The following is a 24,496-nucleotide window of genomic DNA, read 5'->3' as shown; positions in this document are numbered from 1 at the left end:
AGGCAGGCGACCCCTGTGTCATCGAAAAGCGATCACGCGCGCTGGATCGACTGCAGCGCCGTACGGCGGTACTCGTTTCGCGAAGATCATCCCTTTCATCCGATCCGGCTGGCCTTGACCGAGGAGCTGCTCGAAGATTGCGGCGCGCTAGGGCCGGCAGACAAGCTCGCGCCTACCGCGGATGGCGCTGCCGAAGCCGTGGAAGCCATCCACCGGGCCGACTATATCGAGACGGCGCGCGCGCTTAGCGAAGCCGCTCCGGCCGTGTCTTATCAGGATCTGGCCGAGCAGTTCGGCCTCGAAGAAGACGGAGACACGCCCTACTTTCCCGGCATGCACGATGCCGCGCTGGCCGTCGTCCAAGGCTCGCTTACCGCGGCCGAGGCGGTCATGTCGGGGGCGACGCGGCATGCGCTTCATCTCGGTGGCGGCCTCCATCACGCCTTCCGCGAGCGGGGCGCGGGCTTCTGCGTCTACAACGACGCCGCATGCGCGATTTCCTGGATTCACCGCAAATACGATGCCAAGGTGCTGTATATCGATACCGACGTGCATCACGGAGACGGCGTCCAATGGAGCTTTTATACCGAGCCGGACATCTTTACTTATTCGATTCACGAGACGGGCAAGTTCCTCTTCCCGGGAAGCGGGTTCGCGCATGAGCGCGGCGAGGGCGGCGGCTACGGCGCCTGTCTCAACATTCCCGTGGAACCGTATACAGAGGACGAATCCTGGCTCGAGAGCTTCGAGAGCGGACTCGCGCAGGTTATGCGCGCCTTCAAGCCCGACGTCGTCGTCAGCCAGCACGGCTGCGACGCTCACGCGCTCGATCCGCTCGCGCACGTTCACTGCAGCATGCGGATCTACCGGGAGATGCCACGCCTCATTCATCGGCTCGCGCACGAGCATACGGACGGACGCTGGATTGCGCTTGGCGGAGGCGGCTACGAGCATTGGCATGTCGTACCCAGGGCGTGGAGCCTGCTGTGGCTGGAGATGAGCGACCATCCGCTGCTCGCGTCGATCGACGCGTCGCCAGACGGCGGACCGCTCCCGGCCTCATGGCCGCGTTTATCGTCCCCAAGCCGTCCCGCTGACCTGCCGCGGACCTGGCTCGACGACACGTCGTTATGGGCGCCGATGCCGCGCAGAACGGAGATAACCGCCAAAAACCGCGAAATCGCCGCGCTCGCCATGCAGCATCTGGGTTAATGGCCGCTCATATTGGTTTCGTCCTTACAAACCTATTGAAAAGCAGAGGGTGTCCCGCCGGCTTGACCGGACGGAACACCCTCTGCGCTGTCGTTCATTGTGGTTAGCCCAAATGCTGCAGCATCTCGTTAACGATCGCGAACGACCGGTTGGACGCCGTCACCGTGAACGCCGCGAAATTCACGTCCGCCGAACCGTCCGCCTTGTCCGAAATGGACCGGATGACCACGTACGGCACCTCGTTCATCGCGCATACCTGCGCGACGGAAGCACCCTCCATCTCTACGCATGAGCCGTTAAGCTCGTCCCTGAGACGGGCGACCAGGTCCCTGTCGGCGATGAATTGATCGCCCGACAATACCTTGCCCATCTTCATATGGCCGGGGAACAGCTTGTCTCCCGCCTCGCTCGCCGCCTGGACGAGCGCTGCGTCCGCCGCCCAATCCGAGGTGTCCTGATAGGGGATAACGCCCTTTGCGAAGCCAAGCGCGGTCACGTCGATATCGTGCTGCAGACTGCTCGTGGATACGACGATGTCCCCGATCTCCAGATCGGGATCGAGCGCTCCCGCCACGCCGGTAAATATCACCTTGTCCACGTTAAAGCGATCGATGAGCACTTGCGTGCAGATCGCCGCGTTCACCTTGCCGACGCCCGACTTGCATACGACGACCTTGCGGCCGTGAAGGCTCCCCCGCTACGTAGCGAATGCCTGAACGCTGCATCTCCACCGCGTCCTCCAAGGCGCCGAGCAGCAGGTCGATTTCTTCCTGCATCGCGCCGATGATGCCGATCATAAGCATATCCCCCTCGATTCGAATAAGAAGCCCCGCAGCGGGCGATGAATATCCCGCGCAGGGCGATCAACCTGGCTATGGATCGGTCCGTACCGAACAACGGCGATCAGCCGCGAGGCGCGACCGAATTGCGCACGATCAGCTCGTGATGCAGCGTTACTCTTGCCTGCTCGACGTTTTCTTTTTTCATCAGCTTGGTAAGCAAGCGCATCGAGACGGCGCCGATATCGTACATCGGCTGGGCGACGGTCGTCAGCAGCGGACGCACCATCGAAGCCAGGCGGATATTGTCCACGCCGATAACGGAAATATCGCCCGGCACCGACAGTCCGGCATCCTGGATGCCGTGAATGGCGCCGATCGCCATCTCGTCGGTAGCCGCGAACACGGCCGTCGGACGCTCCGCCAGCTCGAGGAAGTACTGGACCGCCTCGATGCCGGATTCGTACCGGTAGTTGCCGACGCGCACGAGCGACTCGTCGAACGCGATGCCGCTCTCCTCGAGCGCGCGCTTGTAGCCTTGGTAACGAGCGAAGCCGTTCGCCGGATCCTGGAGCGTACCGCTGATCATCGCGATGCGCGCATGGCCTTCGGCGATCAGCTTGCGGACCGCGTCGTAAGCCGCCGTCTCGTGGTCGATGTCGACGGACGGCATCGTACCCTTCTCGTCGGTCGTCGCGCAAAGCACGATCGGCACGTTGGACGTATTGAACGCCTGGATATGCTCGTCCGTCACGACGCCGCCCATGAACAGGAGCCCGTCCACCTGCTTTTCGAGCAGCGTGTTGATGACGCGGATCTCCTTTTCCTTGCGTTTGTCGGCGTTGCACAGAATGATGTTGTAATGATACATGTTGGCGATATCTTCGATGCCGCGAGCGACTTCGGCGAAGTTGGCGTTCGCGATATCGGGGATGACGACGCCGACCGTCGTCGTCTTCTTGCTGGCCAAGCCGCGAGCCACCGCGTTCGGCCGATAGCCGAGGCGCTCGATCGCTTCGTACACTTTTTTCCGCGTCTGCGGCTTCACGTTAGGATTATTATTGACGACGCGGGATACCGTCGCCATCGATACGCCGGCCTCGCGGGCTACGTCATAGATCGTTACCGTCACATCTCACCGCTCCATTTGCTCATGTCAGGTCTTTGTCCGATTGAAGGACCTGTCCATGGTATATTAAGGTAATGATACGACAAAAGGGGCGTTTCCGCAATGGCAAACCCCGACATCCGTCGCGCTTTTTAGCCTTCCGAACCGACGCGTTCGTTCAGAAAATCCGAGGTAATGCGCCAGTGCGATTCGTCCCATACGGGGCGCCCGTCGCGGACCAGAATCGCCTGAGGCGACTTGTGCTGCACCTGCAGCGCTTCCGCGATCGCGTTGCTCACGGGGCGCTCTTCGATAACGTGCACGATGGCGACGTCTACGGGCAATTCGCCCCGTCCGCCGACGAAGCGGTCCAGCTCGTCATGCGCGCCCGCGCTGATCGGGCAGGAGGTGCTGTGCTTGAAGACGAGCAGGGGTTTGTCCGACGAGTTCTTAAGCGCTTCTTCCCACTGTTCGACGGTCTGCAGTCTCTTCACTTCCGACATCTCATGCATCCTCCTTGAAAAAAGTTTCATTGATTTTCATGGTATCAGAAATGAAAAAGTTTCGCAAAAAAAAGAAAAGGAGCGCGATCGCTCCTTCATCGTTCAACTAGGCTATGTATTGTCCGTTAAGTTGAGAAAGCCGGCCCTCAAGCTCGCGCTTCCACGCCGCATCTTCCAGGGAAGCGGCGATCAGCAGCAGATCGAGCAATTCGTTCGTTCTTTCCTCCGTCAGCTTGGCGATTCCGGCGGCACTGAGCGGCACGCTTGCGGAGGCGGCCCGATGCAGCATGCCCGCCCACTCGTGCACTTCGTCGAAGCGAATCTCCCGCGGCAAAGGCTTGGCGCCCAGATCCGACAACAGTCGGCTCAAATCCGACTTGACGCCAGGATAAACTTCGTTGCGCGCGCAATGCCCGCAAGCGTAAACGGGCACGCCCGTAATGCTCACCGTCTTGGAATAAAAGACTTTGCGGAGACCGAGCGCCATCGCTTCCCCGCATATACACCGTTTAAACAAACTGACTCTCTCCTTACGCGCCGCGCGCGCGGTTCCAAAATCCCCCGAGAGGGACGATGAAAAAGTATATTCGCCGATCCCTCCAATAACTCCTTCTTAGCAAACGGCTGTAAATTATGGAAGCGAATCGGTATTAAAAGGATACCGGCATCCGGATGAACGCGCCGGATAATTGTGCTAGGATAGAAGATATTTATGCGCGCCAGCGCCTATGAAATGCCGACTGGGAGGAATCGAATTGACCGAAGCCAAACGCATCATCTGTCTGATCGACGACGAATTCGAAGACTTGGAATTGTGGTACCCGGTATATCGCGCCCGCGAAGAAGGAGCGGTCGTCCAGTACGCCGGTCCGGAGAAAGGACGCAAGCATATCGGCAAATACGGCGTGCCTGCCGTCGCCGACCTCTCCTACGAAGAGTTGGACGCCGAGTGCTGCGACGGCCTGCTCGTGCCGGGCGGCTGGGCGCCGGACAAGATCCGCCGCAGCGAGCGCGTGCAGGCGTTCGTGCGCGAGATCGACGCCGCGGGCAAGCCTATCGGCCAAATCTGCCACGCGGGATGGGTGTTGATCTCCGCCAAGATCCTGCAAGGCCGCAAAGTCACGTCCACGCCGGGCATCCGCGACGATATGGAAAATGCGGGCGCCCTCTGGTTCGACGAGGCCGTCGTCGTAGACGGCAACCTGATCTCCGCTCGGCGTCCGCCGGATCTGCCCGAATACGCGAAGGCGTTTTGCGACGTATTGTACGGCAGACAGTCCTAACCGCTCGATCGGCCGACAAAAAAAAGATCCGCTACCGGTGCGAGTGCCGCCCGTTTTGCGGATCTTTTTTTTGCGCGATTACAACCCCGTTCTACCGCTTGCCCGGATAAAGCCGCTCGTCATGCACGGCAGCCCCGGCGTGGAACCGCTCCAACCGCTCTTTGATCTCGGCGGCCGTGCCGAGCGCGAACAGCTCCTCCGTCACTTTTTTGCAGGCCATGGCGTTCGTGCGCAGCATCGTCGCTTTCACCGGCAGCACCGATTGGACGGACATGCTGAGCATCTGGATGCCGAGGCCGACCCAAAGCGGGATCGCGCGTACATCGCCGGCCATCTCCCCGCATACGCTGACGGGAACGCCGTTCCTGGCAGCCGACTCCGCGACGGTGCGGAGCATGCGAAGCACGGCGGGATGGTAAGGTTCGTACAGATGGTTGATCTGGTCGTTCATCCGGTCGACCGCGAGCGTAAACTGGATCAAGTCGTTGGTGCCGATACTGAGGAAGGATACTTCCTTCGCCAGCAGATCGGCGATCATGACCGCCGCGGGCACCTCGATCATCGCGCCGGTTGGCAAGCCGCCGCGGAAAGGCAGCCCCTCCGCCTCCAGCTCCCGCTGGGCTTCGGCCAGGAGCGCATTGGCCGCCCGGACTTCGTCGACCGAGGCGATCAACGGGTACATGATGCGAATGTTGCCGAAGACGGCGGCCCGTAAAATCGCGCGCAGCTGCGTCTTGAACAAGTCGCTCCGGTCCAGGCTGAAGCGGATGGCGCGGTAGCCGAGAAACGGATTGTTCTCTTCGGGCATATCGTAGTAATCCAGCTGCTTGTCTCCGCCGATGTCGAGCGTGCGGATCGTGAGCGCGGCGCTGCCCAGACGTTCAGCCGCAGCCTTGTATACCTCGAACTGCTCATCCTCCGTCGGAAAACGCGAGCGGTCCATGTACAGAAACTCGGTGCGGAACAGGCCCACGCCGTCCGCGCCTCGCGACAAAGCCGCGTCCAGCTCCTTGACCGAGCTGATGTTGGCCGCCAGGTACAGCCGCTCGCCGTCGGGCGTGACCGACGGCACCTGGACGAGCTCCTGCAGCCGCTCCTTGGCATCCAGATGCTGCTTGCGGAGCTCCGTATATCTGCCGACCGTCTCCGCGTTCGGCATCACCGCGAGCGTGCCGGCGCCTCCGTCCAAAATGAGCAGATCGCCCGTCACGATCGGCTCGGGCAGCTTGCCCTCGACGCCCATGACGAGCGGGATGCCGAACGCCCTCGCCATGATGGCCGAATGCGAGGAGGCGCTCCCGATCATCGTCACGATACCGAGGACGACGTCGGGCTTGAGATGGATGAGTTGAGACGGCGTCAGCTCCCGCACGACGAGAATAAACGGCTGGGCGTCCGTGGGCAGCGCGATCTCGGGGGCGCCGAGCAAATGCTTGAGCAGCCGGTTGCCGACGTCCTTGATGTCGAGCGCCCGCTCCTTCATGTATTCGTCGTCGAGCAGGTCGAACATCGTCACGAAGTGATCGATCGCTTCTTTTACCGCTACCTCGGCCGCTTTGTACTGGCGTTGGATGATGCCTTGAATCTCGTTCATAAAGACGGGGTCGTCCAGAATCGCCAGATGCGCGTCGAATATGCTGGCTTCCCCCCGCGCCGACCGCTTCGTCGAGATCGTTTTTCATCTGGCGGATCTCGGTCTTCGAACGCTTGACGCCCTCGTACAGCCGTTCGAATTCGAGCGCGAGGTCCAGCGCGTCGATCTTCTGTTCGGGCAGCTCCCATTCCCAGTTGGGCAGCACGAACGCCTTGCCGATGGCGATGCCCTCCGAGCCTCCGATCGCTTGGATCATAACTCCGCCCCCCCCGTTTTCTCTCTCTCTTACGACAACCGACATAACCGCGGCCTGACCCTTTTTTGACCGCCTTGAACGGCGCGAAGCGCCAGGAGCGGACGATATCCGAATTGGTGATGACCATCGGGGTCGCCAGCGACTTGGCATGCGCTTTAAGCGTGGGCAGATGAAACCGGATGAGCGGCTGTCCGGGCATGACCTCGTCGCCCTCCTTGATGAGCGCCGTGAATCCTTCCCCGTTCATCTGGGACGTGTTGATCCCGATGTGGAGCAATACCTCGAGCCCTTCCGGCGTCTCGATTCCAAGCGCGTGCTTGGTCGGGTACAGGTGAATGATCTTCCCGCGCACCGGCGCGACCAGCTCGCCTTTTTCGGGAATGAACGCCACGCCCTTGCCCACGAGCTTCTGCGCGAAAATCGGATCGTCCACTTCCTCGAGCGGGATCATGCGTCCCTGCAGCGGCGCATGGAACTGGACCTGGTGCACGTCGAGCTGCATGAGCTTGACGATCTCGCCGCGGATCAGGTCCGAATAGGTGCCGAACACGACCTGCACATGGCCGCCGCCCAGCCGGATGACGCCGGCGGCGCCCAGATGCCGCAGGCTTTTCGCGTCGACCCGCTTATCGTCGTTCAGCGTCAATCGCAGCCTGGTGATGCAGGCCTCGATCCGCGAGATGTTGTCCTTGCCGCCGAGCGCCTGCAGGACGAGCGGCGCTCGGTACGGAATATCGCCGCCCCAATCGTCAAGCCGCGTAGAGTCCTCGCGTCCGGGCGTCGACAGCTGGAACCTGCGAATGCTCCAACGGAACAGCACGTAGTAGACGACGCCGACCGCCAGGCCGATCGGGATGATCAGCCAGCCTCGCTCAGATAGCCTGAAATTGATAATATACTCGAGCGCCCCCGCGGAGAAGGTGAACCCCTCGCGGATGCCCAGCTCGTACGTGAGCCACATGATGCCGCCGGACAGCAGCGCGTGCACGATAAAAAAGATACGGCGCCACGAACAGAAAGGCGAATTCGACCGGTTCGGTCACGCCCGTGACGAATGCCGTCAGCGCCGCCACCCTGAACTGCTTGGCGGTCTTCGGCTTCAAGTCTTCGCGCGCCTCGTGGATGATCGCGAAGGCAATGGCCGGCAGGGCGAACATGATGACCGGATAGAGCCCGGTCATATAGACGCCGGCGGTCGGATCCCCGGCGAAAAATCTCGGCATGTCTCCGAAGTATACGCTGCCGTCGGGTGCCGTGTAGTCTCCGATCTGGAACCAAAACAGATGATTAAGGAGATGATGCAGGCCGAAGGCGACCAGAATGCGATGCAAGAAGCCGTATAGAAATATGCCGAAGCCGCCTGCGGAATTCACCAAGCCGCCGGTCGCGCCGATCCAGGCGAGCAGCCCTTGGCCGATCCCGATCATGAGCCACGCGAAAAAAAAGGCGAAGGCGCTCATGAAAATCGGCACGAAGCGGGTCCCGCCGAAAAACTGCAGCGATTCGGGCAGCTGGAACGATTTGAAGCGCTCGTTGGCCCAGCCGGACAGCATGCCGATGACGACGCCCGCGAACATGGAGGGCTGGACGCCGCCGGGATCGAAGGCCTGCGTCACCGCGCCGAAAATGATCATGCCGACCAGGGACGCCATGCCGGCGTGCACGGACTGGTTCGACAAGCCCAGGGCGATGCCTACTGCGAATACGTACGGGACGTAGGCGAAAATCGCCATCCCCGCCGCATGCAGCAGCGACGGCGCCGACTGCAGGCCGACGGCGTCCCAAGGCAGCCGCGACAGCATGAGGAAAATGGCGGCCGCGGGCAAAACCGTCATCGGCAGCATCATCGCCCGGCCGAGCCTTTGCAAATAGCCGATACCGAACATGCGAGGATTCCCTCCTCCTCTCCCGCGGTTGGTCAAACGATCTAACGGTCAAACGATGCCGTAAAGCTCAACGGCAAAAAGAAAGGACGGACCGACCGCAGCGCTTATGGCTTGAGGCGCGGCCCGTCCGCGAGACGCGAAGCCCGGTCAGCTTTTCCCGTGGGGAAGCAGAATCGAATCCTCGACCTTGATGCAGCGGTCCATGACGACGGTCAGGCCGCCGTCCGCAGCGATCGAAGCCGCTTCTTCGTTCACGATGCCGAGCTGGAGCCAGAGCACCTTGGCCCCCGCGGCAACGGCCTCCGCTGCGATCGGCGGGGTGTGCTCCGGACGGCGGAATACGTTGACGATATCGATCGGCTCCGGAATGTCCGCCAGCGACTTGTAGCATTTCTCGCCAAGAATCTCGGCTTCCTTGGGATTAACGGGGATGATGCGGTAACCCTTCGCCTGCATGGCGGCGGACACCATGTGGCTGGTCTTGTCCGGATCGCCCGACAGGCCGACGACGGCGATGTTTTTGGTGTCCTGCAGGATGCGTTTGATCTCGTCGCGGCTTGGATTTTCGAACGGCATGCTCATCTACCTCCGTAGGATAAGATAAACGCTTGCCCGGCGGATGTCCGGCGGTTTATTCGGTCCAGCGCACGTTGGCGCCGAGCGCGGTCAGATGGTCGAAGTAATTCGGATAAGACTTGGCCACGTGATGCGCGTCCTTGATCGTCAGCGGCGCCTTCGCGCGGAGCCCGACGACCGTGAGCGCCATGATCACGCGGTGATCGAAATGCGCGTCGATCGTCACGCCGCCTTCTACGCCCTCGGGGCGCCCGTGAACGATGATCTCGTCCCGCTTCTCCTCGACGTTCGCGCCGGCCTTGCGCAGCTCGGCCAGGTAATCGGTAATGCGGTCGCATTCCTTGAAGCGGAGATTCTCGACGTTGTAAAAGCGCGAGGTGCCTTCGGCGAACACGGCCGCGGCCACCATCGCGAGCACGCCGTCCGTAAATTCGTCGCCGTCGAATTCGACGGCGCGGAGCTTGCCGTTACCCTGGACGTGAACGACGCCGTCCTTGTGCGTAAGCGGCGTTCCCATCGCCTTCAGCACGTCGACGACGGCCCGTTCGCCCTGTTTGCTCTCTTCGAGCAGCCTGTGAACGGTGACGTCGGACTCGGTGACGGCGGCAGCCGCCAAGATCGCGGCCGATCCCGGGTAGTCGCCTTGAACGACGTATTCTTGCGCGCGGTAGCGCTGGCCGCCCGGCACCTTGAAGCGCATCAGATCTTCCGAGGCTTCGACGACGATACCCGCCTGGGCGAGCACTTCGAGCGTCTGGCCGACGACGACCTTCGACTTCAGGTCGTTCAGCACTTCGATCTCGCTGTCCTCCGCGAGCAGCGGCGTCAGGAAAAGCAAGGCGCTCAAAAATTGGGAGCTGACGCTGCCCGATACTTGAATCTTGCCGCCGCGCACCGCATCGCCGCCGCGAATCGTGATCGGCAGCTTGCCTTCGCGGTGCTCGACCGTCGCGCCCATGCGCTCGAGCGCGCGAATGAGATCGTCATGCGGACGCTTGCCGAGCGATTCCGGGTATTTGTTGACGAACGTCACCTCGGGCAGCAGCGCCGCCACGGCCATCAGGAAGCGAAGCACCGCGCCTGCGTTGCCGACGTCGAGCTCCTTGACCGGCTTCGGACGGCTGCCGAAGCCCGTTACGACGATCTTCTCGTCGTCCTCTTCGAGGACGGCGCCCAAGTCCCGCACGCAGCGGCGCAGCGCGTCGCTGTCCTCGCTGTGCGCCGGATAGCGGATGACGCTCGTGCCCTCCGCCAGCGCGGCGACGAGCAAATACCGGGTCGTATAGTTTTTGGACGATAAGGCTTGAATCTCTCCCGCGAGCCGCGGGGTCGGCGTGACGATCATATCCATTTGGCAGCGTTCTCCTTCCGTGAATGAGGGGAATCGATTATGTAGGTCGTTCATACGCCGCGCATGTTGACTGCGCCGCATGGTGTCCGTATGATGGGACTGAAGCCAATCGAGCGATGGAGGACAATCCAGATGAACACATATGATACGACGACCGTCGAGCAGTTGAAAGCGCGGCTGGATGCCGGCGAAAAGCTGAACTTGATCGACGTCCGCGAGGACGAAGAAGTCGCGGCCGGCATGATCCCCGGCGCCAAGCACATCCGTCTCGGGACGCTGCCGGACAGGCTGTCCGAGATCCCGAAGGACGAGGAAGTCATCTTCATCTGCCGAAGCGGCGGACGGAGCGGCAGAGCCTGCGAATACTTGAGCGAGCTCGGATACGGCCGCACGGTCAATATGGTCGGCGGCATGCTGGCCTGGAACGAGCTTTAAGCCGTCGGGAACATGTTGGGACGCAGGTCGCGCGGCAGCGCGGCCTGCGTCTTTTTTGTCGATTCCGGGCTTGCAAGCGAATGCCTCGCCCTTCATCATAGCATATTCGGCGCATTCCTACCCGCAGTCCGTCGCGGCCGCATATTGCAGGGACGGCCGAAGGAGTCCCGCACTAGATGGGCTCGATCGGCCGTCCTGAAAACGTCTATGCGGGCTTCGCTTTAATTATGCAGCCAGTTGTGGTGGAACGTGCCTTCCTTGTCCAGCCGCTTGAACGTATGCGCGCCGAAATAGTCGCGCTGCGCCTGAAGCAGGTTGGCCGGCAGCCGCTCGGAGCGGTAGCTGTCGTAATAAGCCAGGGCGCTCGCGAACGCCGGTACCGGAATGCCGAACTTGACGGCCGATGCGACGACTTCGCGCCATGCGTCCTGGTAGGACTCGACGATGTCCTTGAAGTACTCGTCGAGCAGCAGGTTGCGAAGGCCCGGGTCGCGATCGTAGGCGTCCTTGATGTTCTGCAGGAAGCGCGCGCGGATGATGCAGCCGCCGCGGAAGATCATCGCGATGTTGCCGTACTGCAGGTTCCAGTCGTACTCCTCGGACGCGGCGCGCATTTGGGCGAAGCCCTGCGCGTAGGAGCAGATCTTGCTCGCGAACAGCGCCTTGCGGACGCTCTCGATGAAGGCGGCGCGGTCGCCGGCGAACGCCGTCTTGGCCGGTCCCTTCAGCACCTTGCTGGCTGCGACGCGCTCTTCCTTCATCGCGGACAGGAAGCGCGAGAAGACGGATTCGGTGATGATGGACAGCGGCACGCCCAGGTCGAGCGAGCTTTGGCTCGTCCACTTGCCGGTGCCCTTCTGGCCGGCCGAGTCGAGGATGACGTCGACCATCGGCTTGCCGGTCTCCGGATCCTTTTCAGCGAAAATGTCGGTCGTGATCTCGATCAGATAGCTGTCGAGCTCGCCCTTGTTCCACTCGCCGAAAATCTCGTGAAGCTCGTCCGGCTGTACGCCTAGAACGTCCTTCAGCAGCTGGTAAGCTTCGCAGATGAGCTGCATGTCGCCGTACTCGATGCCGTTGTGGACCATCTTGACGTAGTGGCCTGCGCCGTCCGGACCGATATACGTACAGCACGGATCGCCGTTCACCTTGGCGGAGATGCCCGTCAGGATCGGTTCGACCAGCTTGTACGCTTCTTCCGGACCGCCCGGCATGATCGACGGGCCCTTAAGCGCGCCCTCTTCGCCGCCGGATACGCCGGTGCCGATGAAGTGGAAGCCGCGCTCGGTCAGATCATTGCTGCGGCGCTGCGTGTCCGGGAAATAAGCGTTGCCGCCGTCGATGATAATGTCGCCTTTATCGAGGTGCGGCACGAGCGATTCGATCGTTGCGTCCGTGCCCGAGCCGGCTTGGACCATAATCAGGATTTTGCGAGGCTTTTCGAGCGAAGCCACGAACTCCTCGACCGTGTATGTAGGCACGAGGTTCTTGCCTTTGCCGTCCGTGTTCATCAGGTCGTCCGTCTTCTCCCGCGAGCGGTTGTAGACGGCTACCGTAAAGCCGCGGCTCTCGATGTTGAGCGCCAGGTTGCGTCCCATGACGGCCATGCCGACGACGCCGATATTTGCATTAGACATGTTTCGATTCCTTTCTCCAAGCCGTTAAGCCGTTATTTTCTGCGCGTTTTCAGCCAGTCCTTATTGTACTCTTTTTGGCTGAAGATGAAAACCGGCCGCCCCGAGGCGCGAAAATCGGCGGCGCGGCGCGTTTTTCGGCGTTATTTACGCCTTTGCCTCGCCGTCCCACGAGAAATCCAGCGCGTCCAGGAACGCCTTCGCCAAAGCGATATGGCCGGTCGCGCTCGGATGGACGCGGTCCCAAGCGATCGCCGCCGGATACACATGCGCGAGGATCTTGTCGAACGCGGCCTGCGTGTCGACGAACAGCGTGCCGTGGTTTTCCGCGATCCGCTTTACGATGCCGCCGTACAGGTCCATCGTAGCGCGCATCGCGTCGCTCCGGTTCGGCTCGAGATAAAACGGCGTCATGAGCACGATTCCTTTTACGTGCGTAAGCGTCTTTTCGACCAGCTCGCTAAGCGTCTCCTCGTATTCTTCCGCGTATACGTGGGACTCCTTGATGTACGGCTGATCGTATTGCCGCCAGACGTCGTTCGTGCCGATCATGACGGATACCCAGTCCGGGGACAAATCGAGCACGTCCGTCTGCCAGCGCCCCGCCAGGTCGCGGACGGTGTGCCCGCTCGTGCCGACGTTGACGATCCGCACGGCAAGCTCCGGATAGACGCTCTGCAGCAGCCCCGCCGCTACCGAGACATACCCCGTGCCGAGCCCCGCCCCGAGTCCTTCGCCGAACGGCCGGCCCCTTCCGCAATCCGTAATCGAGTCGCCGATCATGACCAGCTTGTCATTTGAAGATAGCTTCATTCGAATATCCTCCTCCGGATTCGTCCCATGTCATCCTTATTCGCGCTCGTTGCTATGCCGCGTTCGCGACGTCATCGTAGCCATCCCACATTTTAACCCGTTGATGCGTCGCAGGACAACACCAATCAAGCAATTAAGCCGTAAAAAAGACGCTCCTCCCGGAGCGTCCTTCATCCATGCGATATCGTCCATATTAAAGTTCGAGCTGAAGGCTCTCAAGCCTCATCGAAGCGAGCTTCGCCTTGGACGCTTCGACCCCCTCCGCGTCGCCCGACTGGATCGCTTCGTGCAGCACGGCCAACTCGTAGTCGATCTCAAGCCGCAGCACGCCTGCGCGCTGCTCGGCACGCCTCGATTTGTAAGCCTGAATCATATCTTCTACCGTGATCTGAGGGCGCTTCTGGAATATAATCCGATGCTCCATGCCTGACACCTCCACGAGACGTATGATTTCGCCGAACATAATATTCTCTATCAACAAGTGACGGTCCCGAAAACGCTTGACGACGGCATGACCTCGCGAATCGTTGATCAGCTTCTCCAGCCACAGCGCGAACTTCTCGTCCTTGACCAAATAATCGCCGACCATCTTGTAGCGTCCGCTGGTTCGCTGAAAACGCAGTTTCAGCAGCTTCCTCCCCGTGCGCACGGAAACGAGAAAAAACGACTCGCTCTCGTTCCAGTACAGGGAATAGCCTTCTTGGATCAAATCCCGAATCAAACTCTGAATCTGTCCGCGATCGAATCGAAGCTCCAAATTGCAATATTCGACTTCATGGCTGCGGTTCACGGCCATCCCCCCCCTCCTGCGGTATGGGCAGCGATCGAGTTGTTGACCGAATGTTCAGACAATTTGTTCTTACCCTTATCTTATACTTCATCTTATGTTATGGCAACTTGGTTTCTTGACTATTTTCCGGTATAGTGAGGGCAAAAAGCAAAGCGAAATTTGCCTCTGAGGTGACTAGCATGTCCACACGAATAAACGCCGGATTCGCGGGTTTTACGGATTCGGACTTCGACGCCATGCGCGTCCCGGGACTCGAAGGCCGGATGGAAGCGATCATCCGTCAAGTACGGCCCAAGCTTGAGCGCCTCGGGAGCGAACTGGCTCCATATCTGGCCGAACTGTGCGCGGAACCTATGTATCCGCACGTGGCCAAGCACGCCAGGCGGTCGGTCAATCCGCCGAACGACACTTGGGTCGCGTGGTCGCGTCATCCCCGCGGCTACAAAGCGCATCCTCATTTTCAGATCGGATTGTGGTCCACGCATCTGTTCATCCAGTTCGCTATCATCTACGAAAGCGGCAACAAGACGGTATTCGCGGAACGCGCGGCGGACGAGCTCGATTCGATCCGCGCGGCGATCCCCGCTTCGTTCGTCTGGTCCAAGGACCATATGCTGCCTGACGGCGTGCCGCATGCCGAGCTCTCTGCCGAATCGATGACCGAGTGGCTGGCCAGGCTCAGAACGGTCAAGGCGGCGGAGATCACCTGCGGCCTCCATATCGCGCGCGGCGACGAACGCCTGCGAGATCCGGACAGCCTGCTGCGGACGGCCGAGGATACGTTCCGTCGGCTGCTGCCGCTGTACAAACTATCCTTCTAGCGGAAGCTTGGGCCGCCGTCCGCCATACTCATTCATACACCAAATTTCGCCAAAGCCAAACAGCCGACAACGCAAAAGCAGCCCCTCCGGGACCCGGAGGGGCTGCTTGGCGCTTGCGGCGGATTAGGCCGCGGCCGATTGGCTCGCCGCGCGCCGCTGGCGCTTCGCCTTGCGGAAGTGCAGCAGCTCGTAGACGCAAGGCACGAGCACCAGCGTCAGCAGCGTCGCGACGATCAGGCCGCCGATGACGACGATGGCGAGACTCTGCGACACGATGCTGCCGCTCTCCGACGAGCCGAACACGAGAGGCAGCATGGCGCATACGGTCGCGATGGCCGTCATGAGGATCGGACGCATCCGCGTGCCGGCCGCTTCGATCAACGCCTCGCGAATCGGCATGCTCGCTTCGTTTTTCTTGACGCGGTCGATCAGCACGATCGCGTTGGTGACGACGATGCCGATCAGCATGACGATGCCGAAGATCGCGGTGAAGTCTGGCGTCACGCCGGTGACGATCAGGCCGAGCACGGCGCCGATCGGCACGAACAGGATCGAAGCCATGATCGCGAGCGGCGCCCGCAGCGTCTTGAACGTGAACACCATGATCAAGTAGACGATGCCGATCGAGACGAGCATCATCATGAACAGGCTCGCGAAGTCCGCGTTCTGGTCGGCGGACGCGCCGCCTACGTACAGCTTCACGCCATCCGCCGGCTTGACGTCCTTCATAGCGTCCGAGATTTTGCCACCGACGATCGACAGCTGCGCCGGCTCGACCGTGGCGCTGACGCGGATATACGTCTTGCCATCCTTGTGGTAGGCTTCGGTCGGCTGGTCGCTCTTGACCCATTCGGCGATCTGGGACAGCTTCTTCGGACCTTCGTCCGTCGCGACGGTCAGATCGTTCAGCTCGGCGGAAGCGCCTGGCTTCAGCAGCGGCTCGAGCGAAACCGGCAGCAGCTGGCCTTCCTTGACGACGTTGCCGAGCGGTACCGCGTTCAGCATGCCCTGCAGCTGGGAAGCGATGTCCGATGCCTTGGCGACCGCCGGGTCGACCTGGAGCGTATAGACGGTTTTGCGCTCCTGTTGATTGCTAGCGACCTTGAGCACGTCTTCGATCGGCTTGATCTTGGCCATGACGACGTCGGCCGTCTTGGTCAGCTCATCCGGATCGTCGCCGACGATGTCGACGAATACCTGGCTGCCCCCGCCGCCGAACATCAGCGAGCCCGCGGATGCGGACAGCTCGGCGCCGGGATAGTTCGCGCGCTCGGTCTTGACCGCTTCGATGATTTTTTCCGCGTCGGCCTTCGGCTTCATCTGGATCGTGTAGTCGACCTGGGTAGGCGACTTGACGTTGCCGTACATGGCGCCGTCCGCGCTGTTGCCCATGTCCATGCTCACCCACTCTTGGCCTTCTTGCTTCAAGAGGAACGCCTCGAGCTTTTTGCCGTTCTCGAGCACGTCGCCGACCGGCGTATCCTGCGGATAAGACAGCTGTACGTTAATGTTCGATGCGTCGGACGAATCGATCGCGCCCTTCGGCAGGCTGAAGTAAGTCGCGATCGAGCCGACGAGCAGGATCAGCGCGACGAGCAGCGGCAGCCATTTGTGCTTCAGGTTCCATTCGAGGAAGCCGCCGAAGCGCTTGGAAGGCTGGTGCTCCTTGATCTCGGAACGCTTCAGCAGTCCCGCGCTCATGAGCGGGATGACGGTCAGCGCGACGAGCAGCGAGGACAGCAGCGAATAGGTGACCGTCAACGCGAAAGGCAGAAGGAACGACTGCAGGGAGCCGCGGAGCAGGCCCATCGGCAGGAATACCGCAACGGTCGTGAGCGTCGAGGCGGTGATCGCCGTGGACACTTCCTTGGTCGCGTCGATCACGAGCGAGATGGAGAACTTCTCCTTTTGGAGCCTGCGGAAAATGTTCTCGATGACGACGATGCTGTCGTCTACGAGCCGTCCGACGGCGACGGCCACGCCGCCCAGCGTCAGGATGTTGAGGCTGATGCCCGACAGGTCGAGGAGGTAGAGCGTCAGCCCGAGCGACAGCGGGATCGATACGATCGTGACGAGCGTCGCCCGCAGGTTGCGCATGAACAGCAGAATGACGACGGTGGCGAAAAGCGCGCCCATCAGCACTTCGCGCATCATGCTGTTCACGGAGTGAACGACCTGGTCAGAGGTGCTCATGATAACCTTGAGCTCCATGTTGCCGTCCTCTTTCATCAGGCGATCGGCCGTCTTCTCGACGTCCTTGCCCACGCTGACGGCATTGGCGTTCGCGCCTTTGGAGACGACGATCATAAGCGCATCCTTGCCGTCGATGCGGCTCACGCTCTCTTTGTCGTCGGATTGCGTCACGCTGGCAACATCGGACAGCTTCACGCCCGGCGCGACGGGCAGCTTCGCGACATCCTCGGCGCTGCCCAGCTCGGCGCTCACGTTCAGGTTGACGGCCTCGCCGTCAAGCACGGCCGCGCCGACCGACGCCGACGCGGTGCGTCCTTGCAATACCGCGTACAGCGCCTGTACCGGCACGCCCTTGGCAGCGAGTTTCGCGGCGTCCGGCTTGATCGCGATGCTCGGGCTCGACTTGCCCGACAGCTGGACCTGGCCTGCGCCGTCGATCGCCCGGAAGGCGTCTACCGCGCGCGCTTCGGCTTTGGCCTTCTCCGCGTCGCTTAGTCCGTCCTTGAACGTCAGCGACAGGAACGAGATCGGAATCATCGACGTGTTGTACTGGATGACGTAAGGCTTCGATACGCGTTCGGGCAGTTGCACGGCTGCCGCCGCCTTTTCGACCTCGGCCTTCGCCTCCGACATGTCGGTTTTCGCGTCGAAGTTCAAGTTGAGCTGCGAATACCCGTCTCCCGACGTCGACAGCATACTCGTCTTGCCCTTGATCGCAGACAGCGCCTGCTCGAGCGGATCCGTCACCTCCCGCTCCATCGTGGCGGTGTTGTAGCCCGGACCGATGACGCTGACGGTCACCTGCGGGTTGTCGGCTTCGGGCAGAAACTCCATGGGCAGCTTGAAGTAGCTGAAGACGCCCAGGCCCAGCGTCATCACGACCAGGATGACGACCGCCGCCTTGTTTTTGAATACGCCTTGAATGAATGAACTCACGTTAAAATAGCCCCTCTCTCCTCTTGCTTGCATCGGCTACGATCAAGCATAAAGGAGAAGGGGCTAGAGGCAACAACGGCCAGAGACCGGATCTTCTCTCAGACTTAAGTCTGAGAAGGAATCAGACCCGGGCCGCTTCCAATGTCTTCCTGAAGGCAAATGAAAACCGCCCCTTATAGAGGAGGCGGTCCGACTGAGGAGGCGGTCCGACGATTGGCGCCGTCAGGCTCGCTGCGAACGCGACGAGGCGCGATCGGAGCTCCGGTAGCCGGCGAGCAGGCCAAGCGCGCCAAGCGACAGCAGGCCGGACACGATAAAAGGAAGCCCGGCTTGCGCGGCCAAGAGCGCGGCGCCGAGCAGCGGTCCGACGATCCGGCCGAGGCTGTCCATGGAGGAGCTGAGGCCGGAGGCGACGCCCTGGGAAACGGTCGTCTTCTGCGTGATCAGCGAGGTGACGCACGGCTTGATGAGCGAATTGCCGACGCCGAAGATGCAAAGGTACACGGAAGCGGCGATCCAGTTCTGCGCCGTCAGCAGCAGGAAGAAGCCTGCCGCAGAGATGACGAGCCCGACCGCGATATAACGGCTCTCCTGCCCCTGCTTGACGCGCCGCCGCACGATCCCGCCCTGCACGAGCGCGCCGACCAGGCCGCAGAAGAAGAACATGAGGCCGATCTTGCGCGGCGTGACGTCGAACTTGTCGATGCCGTACAGCTGCAGCGTTCCTTCCAATATGGCCAGCGAGAACGTGACAAAAAAACGCGAGCACGTACAGCTGCTTAAGCGGTCCTTGAAAAGCGGTCCAGCGGGACTCGCGCTTGCGCAGCCTGGCCGCTTCGCGCTTGTCCGCCGTGAGCGATTCGGGAAGCTTGAGCCAGGCGGCCAAAAACGTGAGCAGCGACAGCGCGGCCGCGGCGAAAAACGGCGTGTTCAAGGAAAACAGATGGCTCAACTCGCCGCCGATAAACGGGCCGAACGTAAAACCCATGCCGATGCTCATGCCGACGACGGCCATTCCCTTCGTACGGTTCTCTTCGGACGTAATGTCCGCGACGTAAGCGACGATGCAAGCGGTGACCGCGCCGGAGAACAAACCGCCGAGCAGCCGCGACGCATACATGATCCACAGATTCCCGTCCGCGAGTCCGAACATCAGGAAGCTGGCGGCGAAGCCGAGCACGCCGATCATGATGACCGGCCTGCGTCCGATGCGCTCGGAGACGCCGCCCCATACGGGAGACAGCAGGAACGACACGAACGAATAGAGCGACAGCATGCCGCCCGTATGCCAGTTCGCCGATTCCGGGCTGGCATTTGTCACCAGCTGCGGCAGGATCGGGATGATGATGCCGAATCCTACGAATACGGTGAACAACATAAGTCCTACGATGATCAGCCTGCTTTTCACGTTTTTTTCTCCTTTAACCCTATTAAAGACCCGCGCCCGCATCGATCGGGAGCCGGCCTTCATCTATACCTCATATGGTAGCACAACGCCAGGGTCGTTCCAAATGAAAGCGCATGACGTTTTCGTGACAGCTTGGCGCGCGCGCCCCCGCGTACGATAGGCTCGGGCAGCCGGTCCCGGCGACGTTTTTCGGCGGTTGCAATCCCCCCGCGGTTTTGCTATACTCATGCTTGTTCGCATTCTATGTTCGGCATTGAAAGGCAGTGAGGTTAAAGTGGACCATTCCCGCACGCCCTTGTTCGATGCGCTGCTGCGCCACAAGGAACGCAATCCCGTCCAGTTCCATATCCCCGGCCACAAGAAGGGCGCGGGCATGGATCCCGAATTCCGCAGCTTCGTCGGCCAGAACGTTCTGGACATCGACCTGATCAATATCGCGCCGCTCGACGACCTTCACCAGCCGGTAAGCGTCATTCTCGAAGCGCAGCGGCTCGCCGCGGACGCCTTCGGCGCCGATGCGACTTTCTTCTCCGTCCAAGGCACCAGCACGGCGATCATGGCGATGATCCTGTCCGTCTGCGGCCACGGCGACAAGATCATCGTCCCGCGCAACGTGCACAAGTCGATCCTGTCGGCGATCATCTTCGCCGGCGCGCGGCCCGTCTTTCTGTCGCCCGCGCGCGACCGGAATCTCGGGATCGATCACGGCGTGACGACACAATCGGTACGCAGGGCGCTTGAGCGCCATCCCGACGCCTCCGCGGTACTCATCATCAACCCAACCTATTACGGCGTGTGCGCCAACCTGAAGGAGATCGTCGATCTCGTTCACGAGTACGACATCCCGGTGCTCGTCGACGAAGCGCACGGCGCGCTCATTCACTTCTCCGACGAGCTGCCGCTGTCCGCGATGGCCGCAGGCGCCGACATGGCCGCGACGAGCGTGCACAAGCTCGGCGGCTCGATGACGCAGAGCTCCGTGCTCAACGTCAAAGGCGCGCTCGTCAACATCCAGCGCGTACAGACGATTCTGAGTCTGCTGACGACGACGTCGACCTCTTACCCGCTGCTTGCCTCGCTGGACGCGGCTCGCCGTCACCTGGCGACGAACGGCAGGGAGCTGGCGGCGAACGCCGTCGCAAGAGCCTCGCAGGCCCGCGTGGTGATCAATTCGATACCGGGACTGTACTGCTTCGGCGAGGATATTCTGGGCGAGGAAGCGACCTTCGATTACGACCCGACCAAGCTGACGATCCATGTCCGACATCTGGGCATCACGGGATACGACGCGGAGAACTGGCTGCGTGACCAGTACCGCATCGAGGTCGAGCTCAGCGACATGTACAATATTTTGTGTCTCGTGACGCCGGGCGACGACGACACCTCGATGGGCATCCTGCTCACCGCGCTGCGCGAGCTGTCCGATACTTACATGGGCAAAGGCGAGATCAAGGAGCTGGTCGTCGAGATTCCGCAGATTCCGCACCTCTCCCTCACCCCGAGAGACGCCTTCTACGGAGAGACGGAGATCGTGCCGTTCCGCGCGTCGGCGGGCCGGATCATCGCCGAATTCATCTATGTTTATCCGCCGGGCATTCCGATCCTGCTGCCCGGGAGGTCATCTCCCAGGACAACATCGACTACATCGTCGACCACCTCGAGGTCGGGCTGCCCGTCAAAGGACCGGAAGACCGCAACGTCGAATTCGTCAAGGTCATCGTCGAAGAGACCGCCATCTCTTAAACGGACACAAAAAGAGCCAATCCTTCAAATGACGGCTTCGTCGCCCATTTGATCGGATTGGCTTTTTTGCGCGAGCGTTCAGTCCGCTTCCTGTGCGGCCAGCTCCTCGTACACCTTCATGACGCGTTCCCATTCTTCGTCGTCTTCGATGTTGACCAGGACTTCGTCCTCGCCGTCTTCCTCGATCCGGAAGATGACGCCGTCGTCGTCCGGGTCGTTGCGGTCGAGCAGCACCGCGTACGCTTGGTCCCCGCTCTCGAACGTATACACCAGCACCATCTCGTGCTCGTTGCCATCCTCGTCGGTCACGACGAATACGGCTTCGTCGTGCTCGTGATCGCAGTTTTCGTCATGAACATGGTCGCTCATGGGAGAACCTCCGTTCATCGGTTAAATTAGTCTTCGCCCTATCCTATCACTAACCCCGTACCGGGTCAAACGACGCGCCAAAAGCCGCGATCCAGCTTCGCGGCTCGTGCAGGGTCCCGCGCCCGGCGCGGATTATTTGGCGAATACGGTCTTCTCCGACACGACCTGATACGCGCCGCTGTCAGCCGCCTTCATCCAGAAGCGGATCGTGTACTTGCCTACGCTGCTGAAATTATAGGCGTATTCGCCGCTCGTGAACCAAAAGTTGTCCTTGTCCGTCGGAAAGTCGCTCTCCTTGCTCGTGTGCGTCTCGATCTCCTTTTCGTCGCCGTAGGGGTCCGCGATCGTCACCTTGAATGCGTTGATCGATACGGTGAGATTGTCCACCTGCGAAAACACCTTGAAGCTCTTCTTGCCGCGCTCCACGCCTCCGAACGGCTTGCTGCCGTCCATTAAAAACATGTGCACGTTCGGCTTGACGATCGATACCTTCTTCGCGGAGTCGTCCCAAATGACGAGGGCCTTCATCAGGTCGGCCAGGCTGCGGACGCCTACGTACGCTTTGCCGTCCTCAAGCATGCCCTGGTCGTCCAGCTCCTGCTTGTTAATGACGATCCGCACCTTCTGCGCGATCGTGTCCGCGTATATGGCGGAGCCGCCGACCAAAGATAGCGCTACCGTCAATATCAGAAGCCTGCGCAGCTTCATAAAAAAATCCCTCCGTTTTACCCGTGAGTTGACAAACGCCATTTTTCTTGTATGTAAACGTATATACCGCGCTCGCGCGCAAAAGTTGCGGTAAGGGGAGAGATTAAAGTTTCGGGACGATTCGACCGATAATCCGAAGTGTCGGCAAGGCGGGTCGGATCATGCGGTTGCCCGGGAAATGCTCTCCCCTTCCGTTTATTTCCCCGCTCGCTTCATCCCTTTTTGGGAAGCGTAAGGACGCAGGGAACGCCCTTGCCGAGCGCGCCCGGCTTCATCATCCTTTCGAGGTACGCGATGCCCCGCGCGCAAGGCGTCTTGCACACGGCGCATACGTCCGACAGAACGACCTTCATCTGAGGCTGGACATGCTCGGCGTGCGCTTTTTTCTTCGTCCCGCCCTTAGCGCTTTTGCTCTGGCTTGCTGGCTTGCTCATCTCGCGCTTCTCCTCCGGCGGCCCGTGTGCGGAGCGCCAGAATAATTTATGCATGCGGAAGCCCGGACGCCACTGCCGGTCCGGTACGTGAATTACATCTTCTGCAACTTTATAAATTATGGTACAGTAATTTAGAATTTACGGTCGGGGGCTCGTATGGGCTTGGTCACGGGAGGCTGCTGATGGATATTCGGATGCTGGGCTGCGGAAGCGCATTCGCCAAGGAGTTCTACAATAATAACGCCATCGTTTACGCGGGAGGCAAAAAGCTTCTGCTCGACTGCGGGACGACCGCGCACGTCGCCATGCGCAAGCTCGGCATCGCCCTGCCTGAACTCGACGGCGTGCTGATTACCCATATTCACGCGGATCATGTCGGCGGACTGGAAGAACTCGCTTTTCAAATGAAGTTCCAGTTCAAACGACGGATCCCGCTATATATCGCGGATACGTTGACCGGCATTTTGTGGGAGCATTCCCTCCGGGGCGGCCTTGAACAAGAAGGACTGCTCTCGCTGGCCGATTACTTCGACGTCCGGCCGTTGAAGGAAGGCACGCCGTTCGAGATTCTCCCGGGACTTACGGCAGAACTGGTGCGGACGCCCCATATACCTGGGAAGCTGAGCTATTCCATTCTGTTTGGACCGTCTTTCTTCTACTCGTCCGACATGATATTCGAGCCCGAGCTGCTTAAGCGGCTTGTCGCGGAACGCGGCGTGGAGACGATTTTTCACGACTGCCAGCTCGAGGCGCCGGGCGTGGTGCATACTTGCCTGCCGCAGCTGCTCACGCTGCCCGAGGATCTGCAGCGCAGGATTTACCTCATGCACTACGGCGACGCGCAGCCTGAATACGTTGGCCGCAGCGGCGCGATGAAGTTTGTCGAACAGCACCGCCTGTACAGCTTTTAACTTGCTGCGCGGTCCATGCATATCGATTCGTACATTTAGGGAGGCGAAAAACTTGACAGGCTTGTGGATCGGAGCGGCGATTATCGTAGCCGTCATCATCTGGCTGACGATATGGGTAACGAAAAAAGCCTACTCCAAGAAATGGGAAGGCGACAACGACGAATAAACGTCCTGTCCGACGGACGGCGCATAAACCGTCGTCAGCACGGGGGCCGTATCCTCGGGCTTCGGAAAAAGGCTGCAGCCGGCAAGCGTTACGGTCGCTCCGGCGATGATCAACAACTTGGCCGTACCGCGCGTGCGGTCCTGCTTGCGAACGTTCATCGGGGATTCCTCTTTCTTCTCTCGGATATCCCCAGTTTGTACCGATTGCGCCACTTCTATCCTTCGCGATCGAGCAGTCGAACGACCGCGAGCAGCACCGCGCCGATGAGACCGAACAGCAAGACGAGCCAAAGCGTTAACAACGGGATATTGTCCATTCCCGGGAAGCGCCTCCGATTCTGTCTATACTTACCTTAGATGCCGGTATTCTCAGTTTACGCGGCGATGGGCCGAATCATCCCGAACGGGCGAAAATTTCAAGAAAATCTGCTGTTGACGCGGATGGCTTATCCTGCTATTATATAAGAGTTCCTTCCGATACGATCTGATAGCTCAGCTGGGAGAGCACTACCTTGACAGGGTAGGGGTCACAGGTTCGATCCCTGTTCAGATCACCATACTTATCCATGACAGAAGCCTCGCATCGCT

At 60.6% G+C, this 24,496-nt stretch carries 18 protein-coding genes, 1 tRNA gene and 6 pseudogenes; 7 read left to right on the top strand and 18 right to left on the bottom strand.

From position 1 onward, the window contains the following. Positions 1 to 15 precede the first annotated feature (15 nt). Positions 16 to 1,212, top strand: coding sequence for an acetoin utilization protein AcuC (locus tag OMP38_RS22825; protein ID WP_277567156.1), 1,197 nt, complete (start codon positions 16 to 18; stop codon positions 1,210 to 1,212). 103 nt (positions 1,213 to 1,315) lie between these two features. Here OMP38_RS22825 and OMP38_RS22820 read toward each other — a convergent pair. From OMP38_RS22820 to OMP38_RS22805, 4 genes and pseudogenes are all read right to left on the bottom strand, one after another. Beyond that, positions 1,316 to 2,009, bottom strand: a pseudogene (locus tag OMP38_RS22820) (5'-methylthioadenosine/adenosylhomocysteine nucleosidase). Positions 2,010 to 2,115: 106 nt separating this feature from the next. Beyond that, complete coding sequence (gene ccpA, locus OMP38_RS22815) at positions 2,116 to 3,123, bottom strand: catabolite control protein A (RefSeq protein WP_277567155.1); 1,008 nt, start codon at positions 3,121 to 3,123, stop codon at positions 2,116 to 2,118. Between the two features lie 128 nt (positions 3,124 to 3,251). Beyond that, positions 3,252 to 3,602 carry a bacillithiol system redox-active protein YtxJ gene (gene ytxJ / locus OMP38_RS22810; RefSeq protein ID WP_277567154.1) on the bottom strand — a complete coding sequence of 117 codons (351 nt, stop codon included), beginning with the start codon at positions 3,600 to 3,602 and terminating at the stop codon, positions 3,252 to 3,254. 106 nt (positions 3,603 to 3,708) lie between these two features. Beyond that, positions 3,709 to 4,119: a hypothetical protein gene (locus tag OMP38_RS22805; RefSeq protein ID WP_277567153.1), complete on the bottom strand. Its 411-nt coding sequence runs from the start codon at positions 4,117 to 4,119 to the stop codon at positions 3,709 to 3,711. A 211-nt stretch (positions 4,120 to 4,330) separates the two neighbouring features. Between OMP38_RS22805 and OMP38_RS22800 the strand changes: the two genes are divergently transcribed. Next, the gene (locus tag OMP38_RS22800) at positions 4,331 to 4,885 is read left to right on the top strand and encodes a type 1 glutamine amidotransferase domain-containing protein (protein ID WP_277567152.1); all 555 of its coding nucleotides are present in this window, start codon (positions 4,331 to 4,333) and stop codon (positions 4,883 to 4,885) included. A gap of 91 nt (positions 4,886 to 4,976) precedes the next feature. Here OMP38_RS22800 and ptsP read toward each other — a convergent pair. From ptsP to aroA, 4 genes and pseudogenes are all read right to left on the bottom strand, one after another. After that, a pseudogene (ptsP, locus tag OMP38_RS36660) lies at positions 4,977 to 6,735 on the bottom strand (phosphoenolpyruvate--protein phosphotransferase). Positions 6,736 to 6,744: 9 nt separating this feature from the next. Then, positions 6,745 to 8,621 (bottom strand): annotated as a pseudogene (locus OMP38_RS36655) (glucose PTS transporter subunit IIA); the annotation flags it as partial. A 147-nt stretch (positions 8,622 to 8,768) separates the two neighbouring features. Next, positions 8,769 to 9,197, bottom strand: coding sequence for a CoA-binding protein (locus OMP38_RS22785; RefSeq protein ID WP_277567151.1), 429 nt, complete (start codon positions 9,195 to 9,197; stop codon positions 8,769 to 8,771). A 55-nt stretch (positions 9,198 to 9,252) separates the two neighbouring features. After that, complete coding sequence (gene aroA / locus OMP38_RS22780; protein WP_277567150.1) at positions 9,253 to 10,548, bottom strand: 3-phosphoshikimate 1-carboxyvinyltransferase; 1,296 nt, start codon at positions 10,546 to 10,548, stop codon at positions 9,253 to 9,255. 132 nt (positions 10,549 to 10,680) lie between these two features. Here aroA and OMP38_RS22775 point away from each other — a divergent pair, with 132 nt between their 5' ends. After that, entirely contained in the window at positions 10,681 to 10,983 is a 303-nt protein-coding gene (locus tag OMP38_RS22775) for a rhodanese-like domain-containing protein (RefSeq protein ID WP_277567149.1), read from the top strand. Positions 10,984 to 11,204: 221 nt separating this feature from the next. On the opposite strand, the gene gndA is transcribed toward OMP38_RS22775, so the two are convergent. The 3 genes from gndA to OMP38_RS22760 all read right to left on the bottom strand — a co-directional run bounded on the left by gndA (position 11,205) and on the right by OMP38_RS22760 (position 14,220). Further along, positions 11,205 to 12,620 (bottom strand): NADP-dependent phosphogluconate dehydrogenase, encoded by a 1,416-nt coding sequence (gndA, locus tag OMP38_RS22770; RefSeq protein WP_277567148.1) that lies wholly within the window; start codon positions 12,618 to 12,620, stop codon positions 11,205 to 11,207. A 144-nt stretch (positions 12,621 to 12,764) separates the two neighbouring features. After that, a complete protein-coding gene (locus OMP38_RS22765) occupies positions 12,765 to 13,430 on the bottom strand; it encodes an SGNH/GDSL hydrolase family protein (RefSeq protein WP_277567147.1) in 666 nt (221 codons plus the stop codon). A gap of 193 nt (positions 13,431 to 13,623) precedes the next feature. After that, on the bottom strand, positions 13,624 to 14,220 hold the full coding sequence (locus OMP38_RS22760) for a hypothetical protein (protein ID WP_277567627.1): 597 nt from the start codon (positions 14,218 to 14,220) through the stop codon (positions 13,624 to 13,626). A gap of 179 nt (positions 14,221 to 14,399) precedes the next feature. Here OMP38_RS22760 and OMP38_RS22755 point away from each other — a divergent pair, with 179 nt between their 5' ends. Beyond that, complete coding sequence (locus OMP38_RS22755) at positions 14,400 to 15,041, top strand: YktB family protein (RefSeq protein ID WP_277567146.1); 642 nt, start codon at positions 14,400 to 14,402, stop codon at positions 15,039 to 15,041. A gap of 123 nt (positions 15,042 to 15,164) precedes the next feature. Here OMP38_RS22755 and OMP38_RS22750 read toward each other — a convergent pair whose 3' ends face one another. The 3 genes and pseudogenes from OMP38_RS22750 to OMP38_RS22740 form a co-directional block, all read right to left on the bottom strand. Beyond that, positions 15,165 to 18,170 (bottom strand): efflux RND transporter permease subunit, encoded by a 3,006-nt coding sequence (locus tag OMP38_RS22750; protein WP_277567145.1) that lies wholly within the window; start codon positions 18,168 to 18,170, stop codon positions 15,165 to 15,167. Positions 18,171 to 18,392: 222 nt separating this feature from the next. After that, a pseudogene (locus tag OMP38_RS22745) lies at positions 18,393 to 18,962 on the bottom strand (MFS transporter); the annotation flags it as partial. A 94-nt stretch (positions 18,963 to 19,056) separates the two neighbouring features. Further along, positions 19,057 to 19,548, bottom strand: a pseudogene (locus tag OMP38_RS22740) (MFS transporter); the annotation flags it as partial. Between the two features lie 304 nt (positions 19,549 to 19,852). On the opposite strand from OMP38_RS22740, the pseudogene OMP38_RS22735 reads away from it, so the two are divergent. Beyond that, positions 19,853 to 21,321 (top strand): annotated as a pseudogene (locus tag OMP38_RS22735) (aminotransferase class I/II-fold pyridoxal phosphate-dependent enzyme). A gap of 78 nt (positions 21,322 to 21,399) precedes the next feature. Here OMP38_RS22735 and OMP38_RS22730 read toward each other — a convergent pair. From OMP38_RS22730 to OMP38_RS22720, 3 genes are all read right to left on the bottom strand, one after another. After that, complete coding sequence (locus tag OMP38_RS22730) at positions 21,400 to 21,690, bottom strand: DUF1292 domain-containing protein (RefSeq protein WP_090115327.1); 291 nt, start codon at positions 21,688 to 21,690, stop codon at positions 21,400 to 21,402. A 132-nt stretch (positions 21,691 to 21,822) separates the two neighbouring features. Next, a complete protein-coding gene (locus OMP38_RS22725) occupies positions 21,823 to 22,398 on the bottom strand; it encodes a copper amine oxidase (RefSeq protein WP_277567144.1) in 576 nt (191 codons plus the stop codon). A 212-nt stretch (positions 22,399 to 22,610) separates the two neighbouring features. Beyond that, positions 22,611 to 22,832 carry a hypothetical protein gene (locus OMP38_RS22720; RefSeq protein WP_277567143.1) on the bottom strand — a complete coding sequence of 74 codons (222 nt, stop codon included), beginning with the start codon at positions 22,830 to 22,832 and terminating at the stop codon, positions 22,611 to 22,613. Positions 22,833 to 23,008: 176 nt separating this feature from the next. On the opposite strand from OMP38_RS22720, the gene OMP38_RS22715 reads away from it, so the two are divergent. Continuing rightward, positions 23,009 to 23,743, top strand: a complete 735-nt coding sequence (locus OMP38_RS22715; RefSeq protein ID WP_277567626.1) for an MBL fold metallo-hydrolase — start codon at positions 23,009 to 23,011, stop codon at positions 23,741 to 23,743. Between the two features lie 129 nt (positions 23,744 to 23,872). Here the strand turns inward: OMP38_RS22715 and OMP38_RS22710 are convergent, their stop codons facing one another. Beyond that, positions 23,873 to 24,067 (bottom strand): hypothetical protein, encoded by a 195-nt coding sequence (locus OMP38_RS22710; protein WP_277567142.1) that lies wholly within the window; start codon positions 24,065 to 24,067, stop codon positions 23,873 to 23,875. A 322-nt stretch (positions 24,068 to 24,389) separates the two neighbouring features. Here OMP38_RS22710 and OMP38_RS22705 point away from each other — a divergent pair. Continuing rightward, a tRNA-Val gene (locus tag OMP38_RS22705) sits at positions 24,390 to 24,465 on the top strand. Positions 24,466 to 24,496: the final 31 nt, after the last annotated feature.

Source organism: Cohnella ginsengisoli (assembly GCF_029525555.1).
In the GTDB taxonomy this organism is placed as follows: domain Bacteria; phylum Bacillota; class Bacilli; order Paenibacillales; family Paenibacillaceae; genus Cohnella; species Cohnella ginsengisoli.
Note: the sequence above shows the minus strand (reverse complement) of the source record. Positions and strands in the feature narration are given on the sequence as shown.

Bases quoted from the DNA above. Each gene is read 5' to 3' on its own strand.
- aroA (WP_277567150.1), bottom strand. From the start codon at position 10,548: ATGGATATGATCGTCACGCCGACCCCGCGGCTCGCGGGAGAGATTCAA.
- OMP38_RS22755 (WP_277567146.1), top strand. From the start codon at position 14,400: ATGTCCACACGAATAAACGCCGGATTCGCGGGTTTTACGGATTCGGAC.
- gndA (WP_277567148.1), bottom strand. From the start codon at position 12,620: ATGTCTAATGCAAATATCGGCGTCGTCGGCATGGCCGTCATGGGACGC.
- OMP38_RS22785 (WP_277567151.1), bottom strand. From the start codon at position 9,197: ATGCCGTTCGAAAATCCAAGCCGCGACGAGATCAAACGCATCCTGCAG.
- OMP38_RS22725 (WP_277567144.1), bottom strand. From the start codon at position 22,398: ATGAAGCTGCGCAGGCTTCTGATATTGACGGTAGCGCTATCTTTGGTC.
- OMP38_RS22765 (WP_277567147.1), bottom strand. From the start codon at position 13,430: ATGAAGCTATCTTCAAATGACAAGCTGGTCATGATCGGCGACTCGATT.
- OMP38_RS22730 (WP_090115327.1), bottom strand. From the start codon at position 21,690: ATGAGCGACCATGTTCATGACGAAAACTGCGATCACGAGCACGACGAA.
- ytxJ (WP_277567154.1), bottom strand. From the start codon at position 3,602: ATGTCGGAAGTGAAGAGACTGCAGACCGTCGAACAGTGGGAAGAAGCG.
- OMP38_RS22710 (WP_277567142.1), bottom strand. From the start codon at position 24,067: ATGAACGTTCGCAAGCAGGACCGCACGCGCGGTACGGCCAAGTTGTTG.
- OMP38_RS22775 (WP_277567149.1), top strand. From the start codon at position 10,681: ATGAACACATATGATACGACGACCGTCGAGCAGTTGAAAGCGCGGCTG.
- OMP38_RS22800 (WP_277567152.1), top strand. From the start codon at position 4,331: ATGAAATGCCGACTGGGAGGAATCGAATTGACCGAAGCCAAACGCATC.
- OMP38_RS22720 (WP_277567143.1), bottom strand. From the start codon at position 22,832: ATGAGCAAGCCAGCAAGCCAGAGCAAAAGCGCTAAGGGCGGGACGAAG.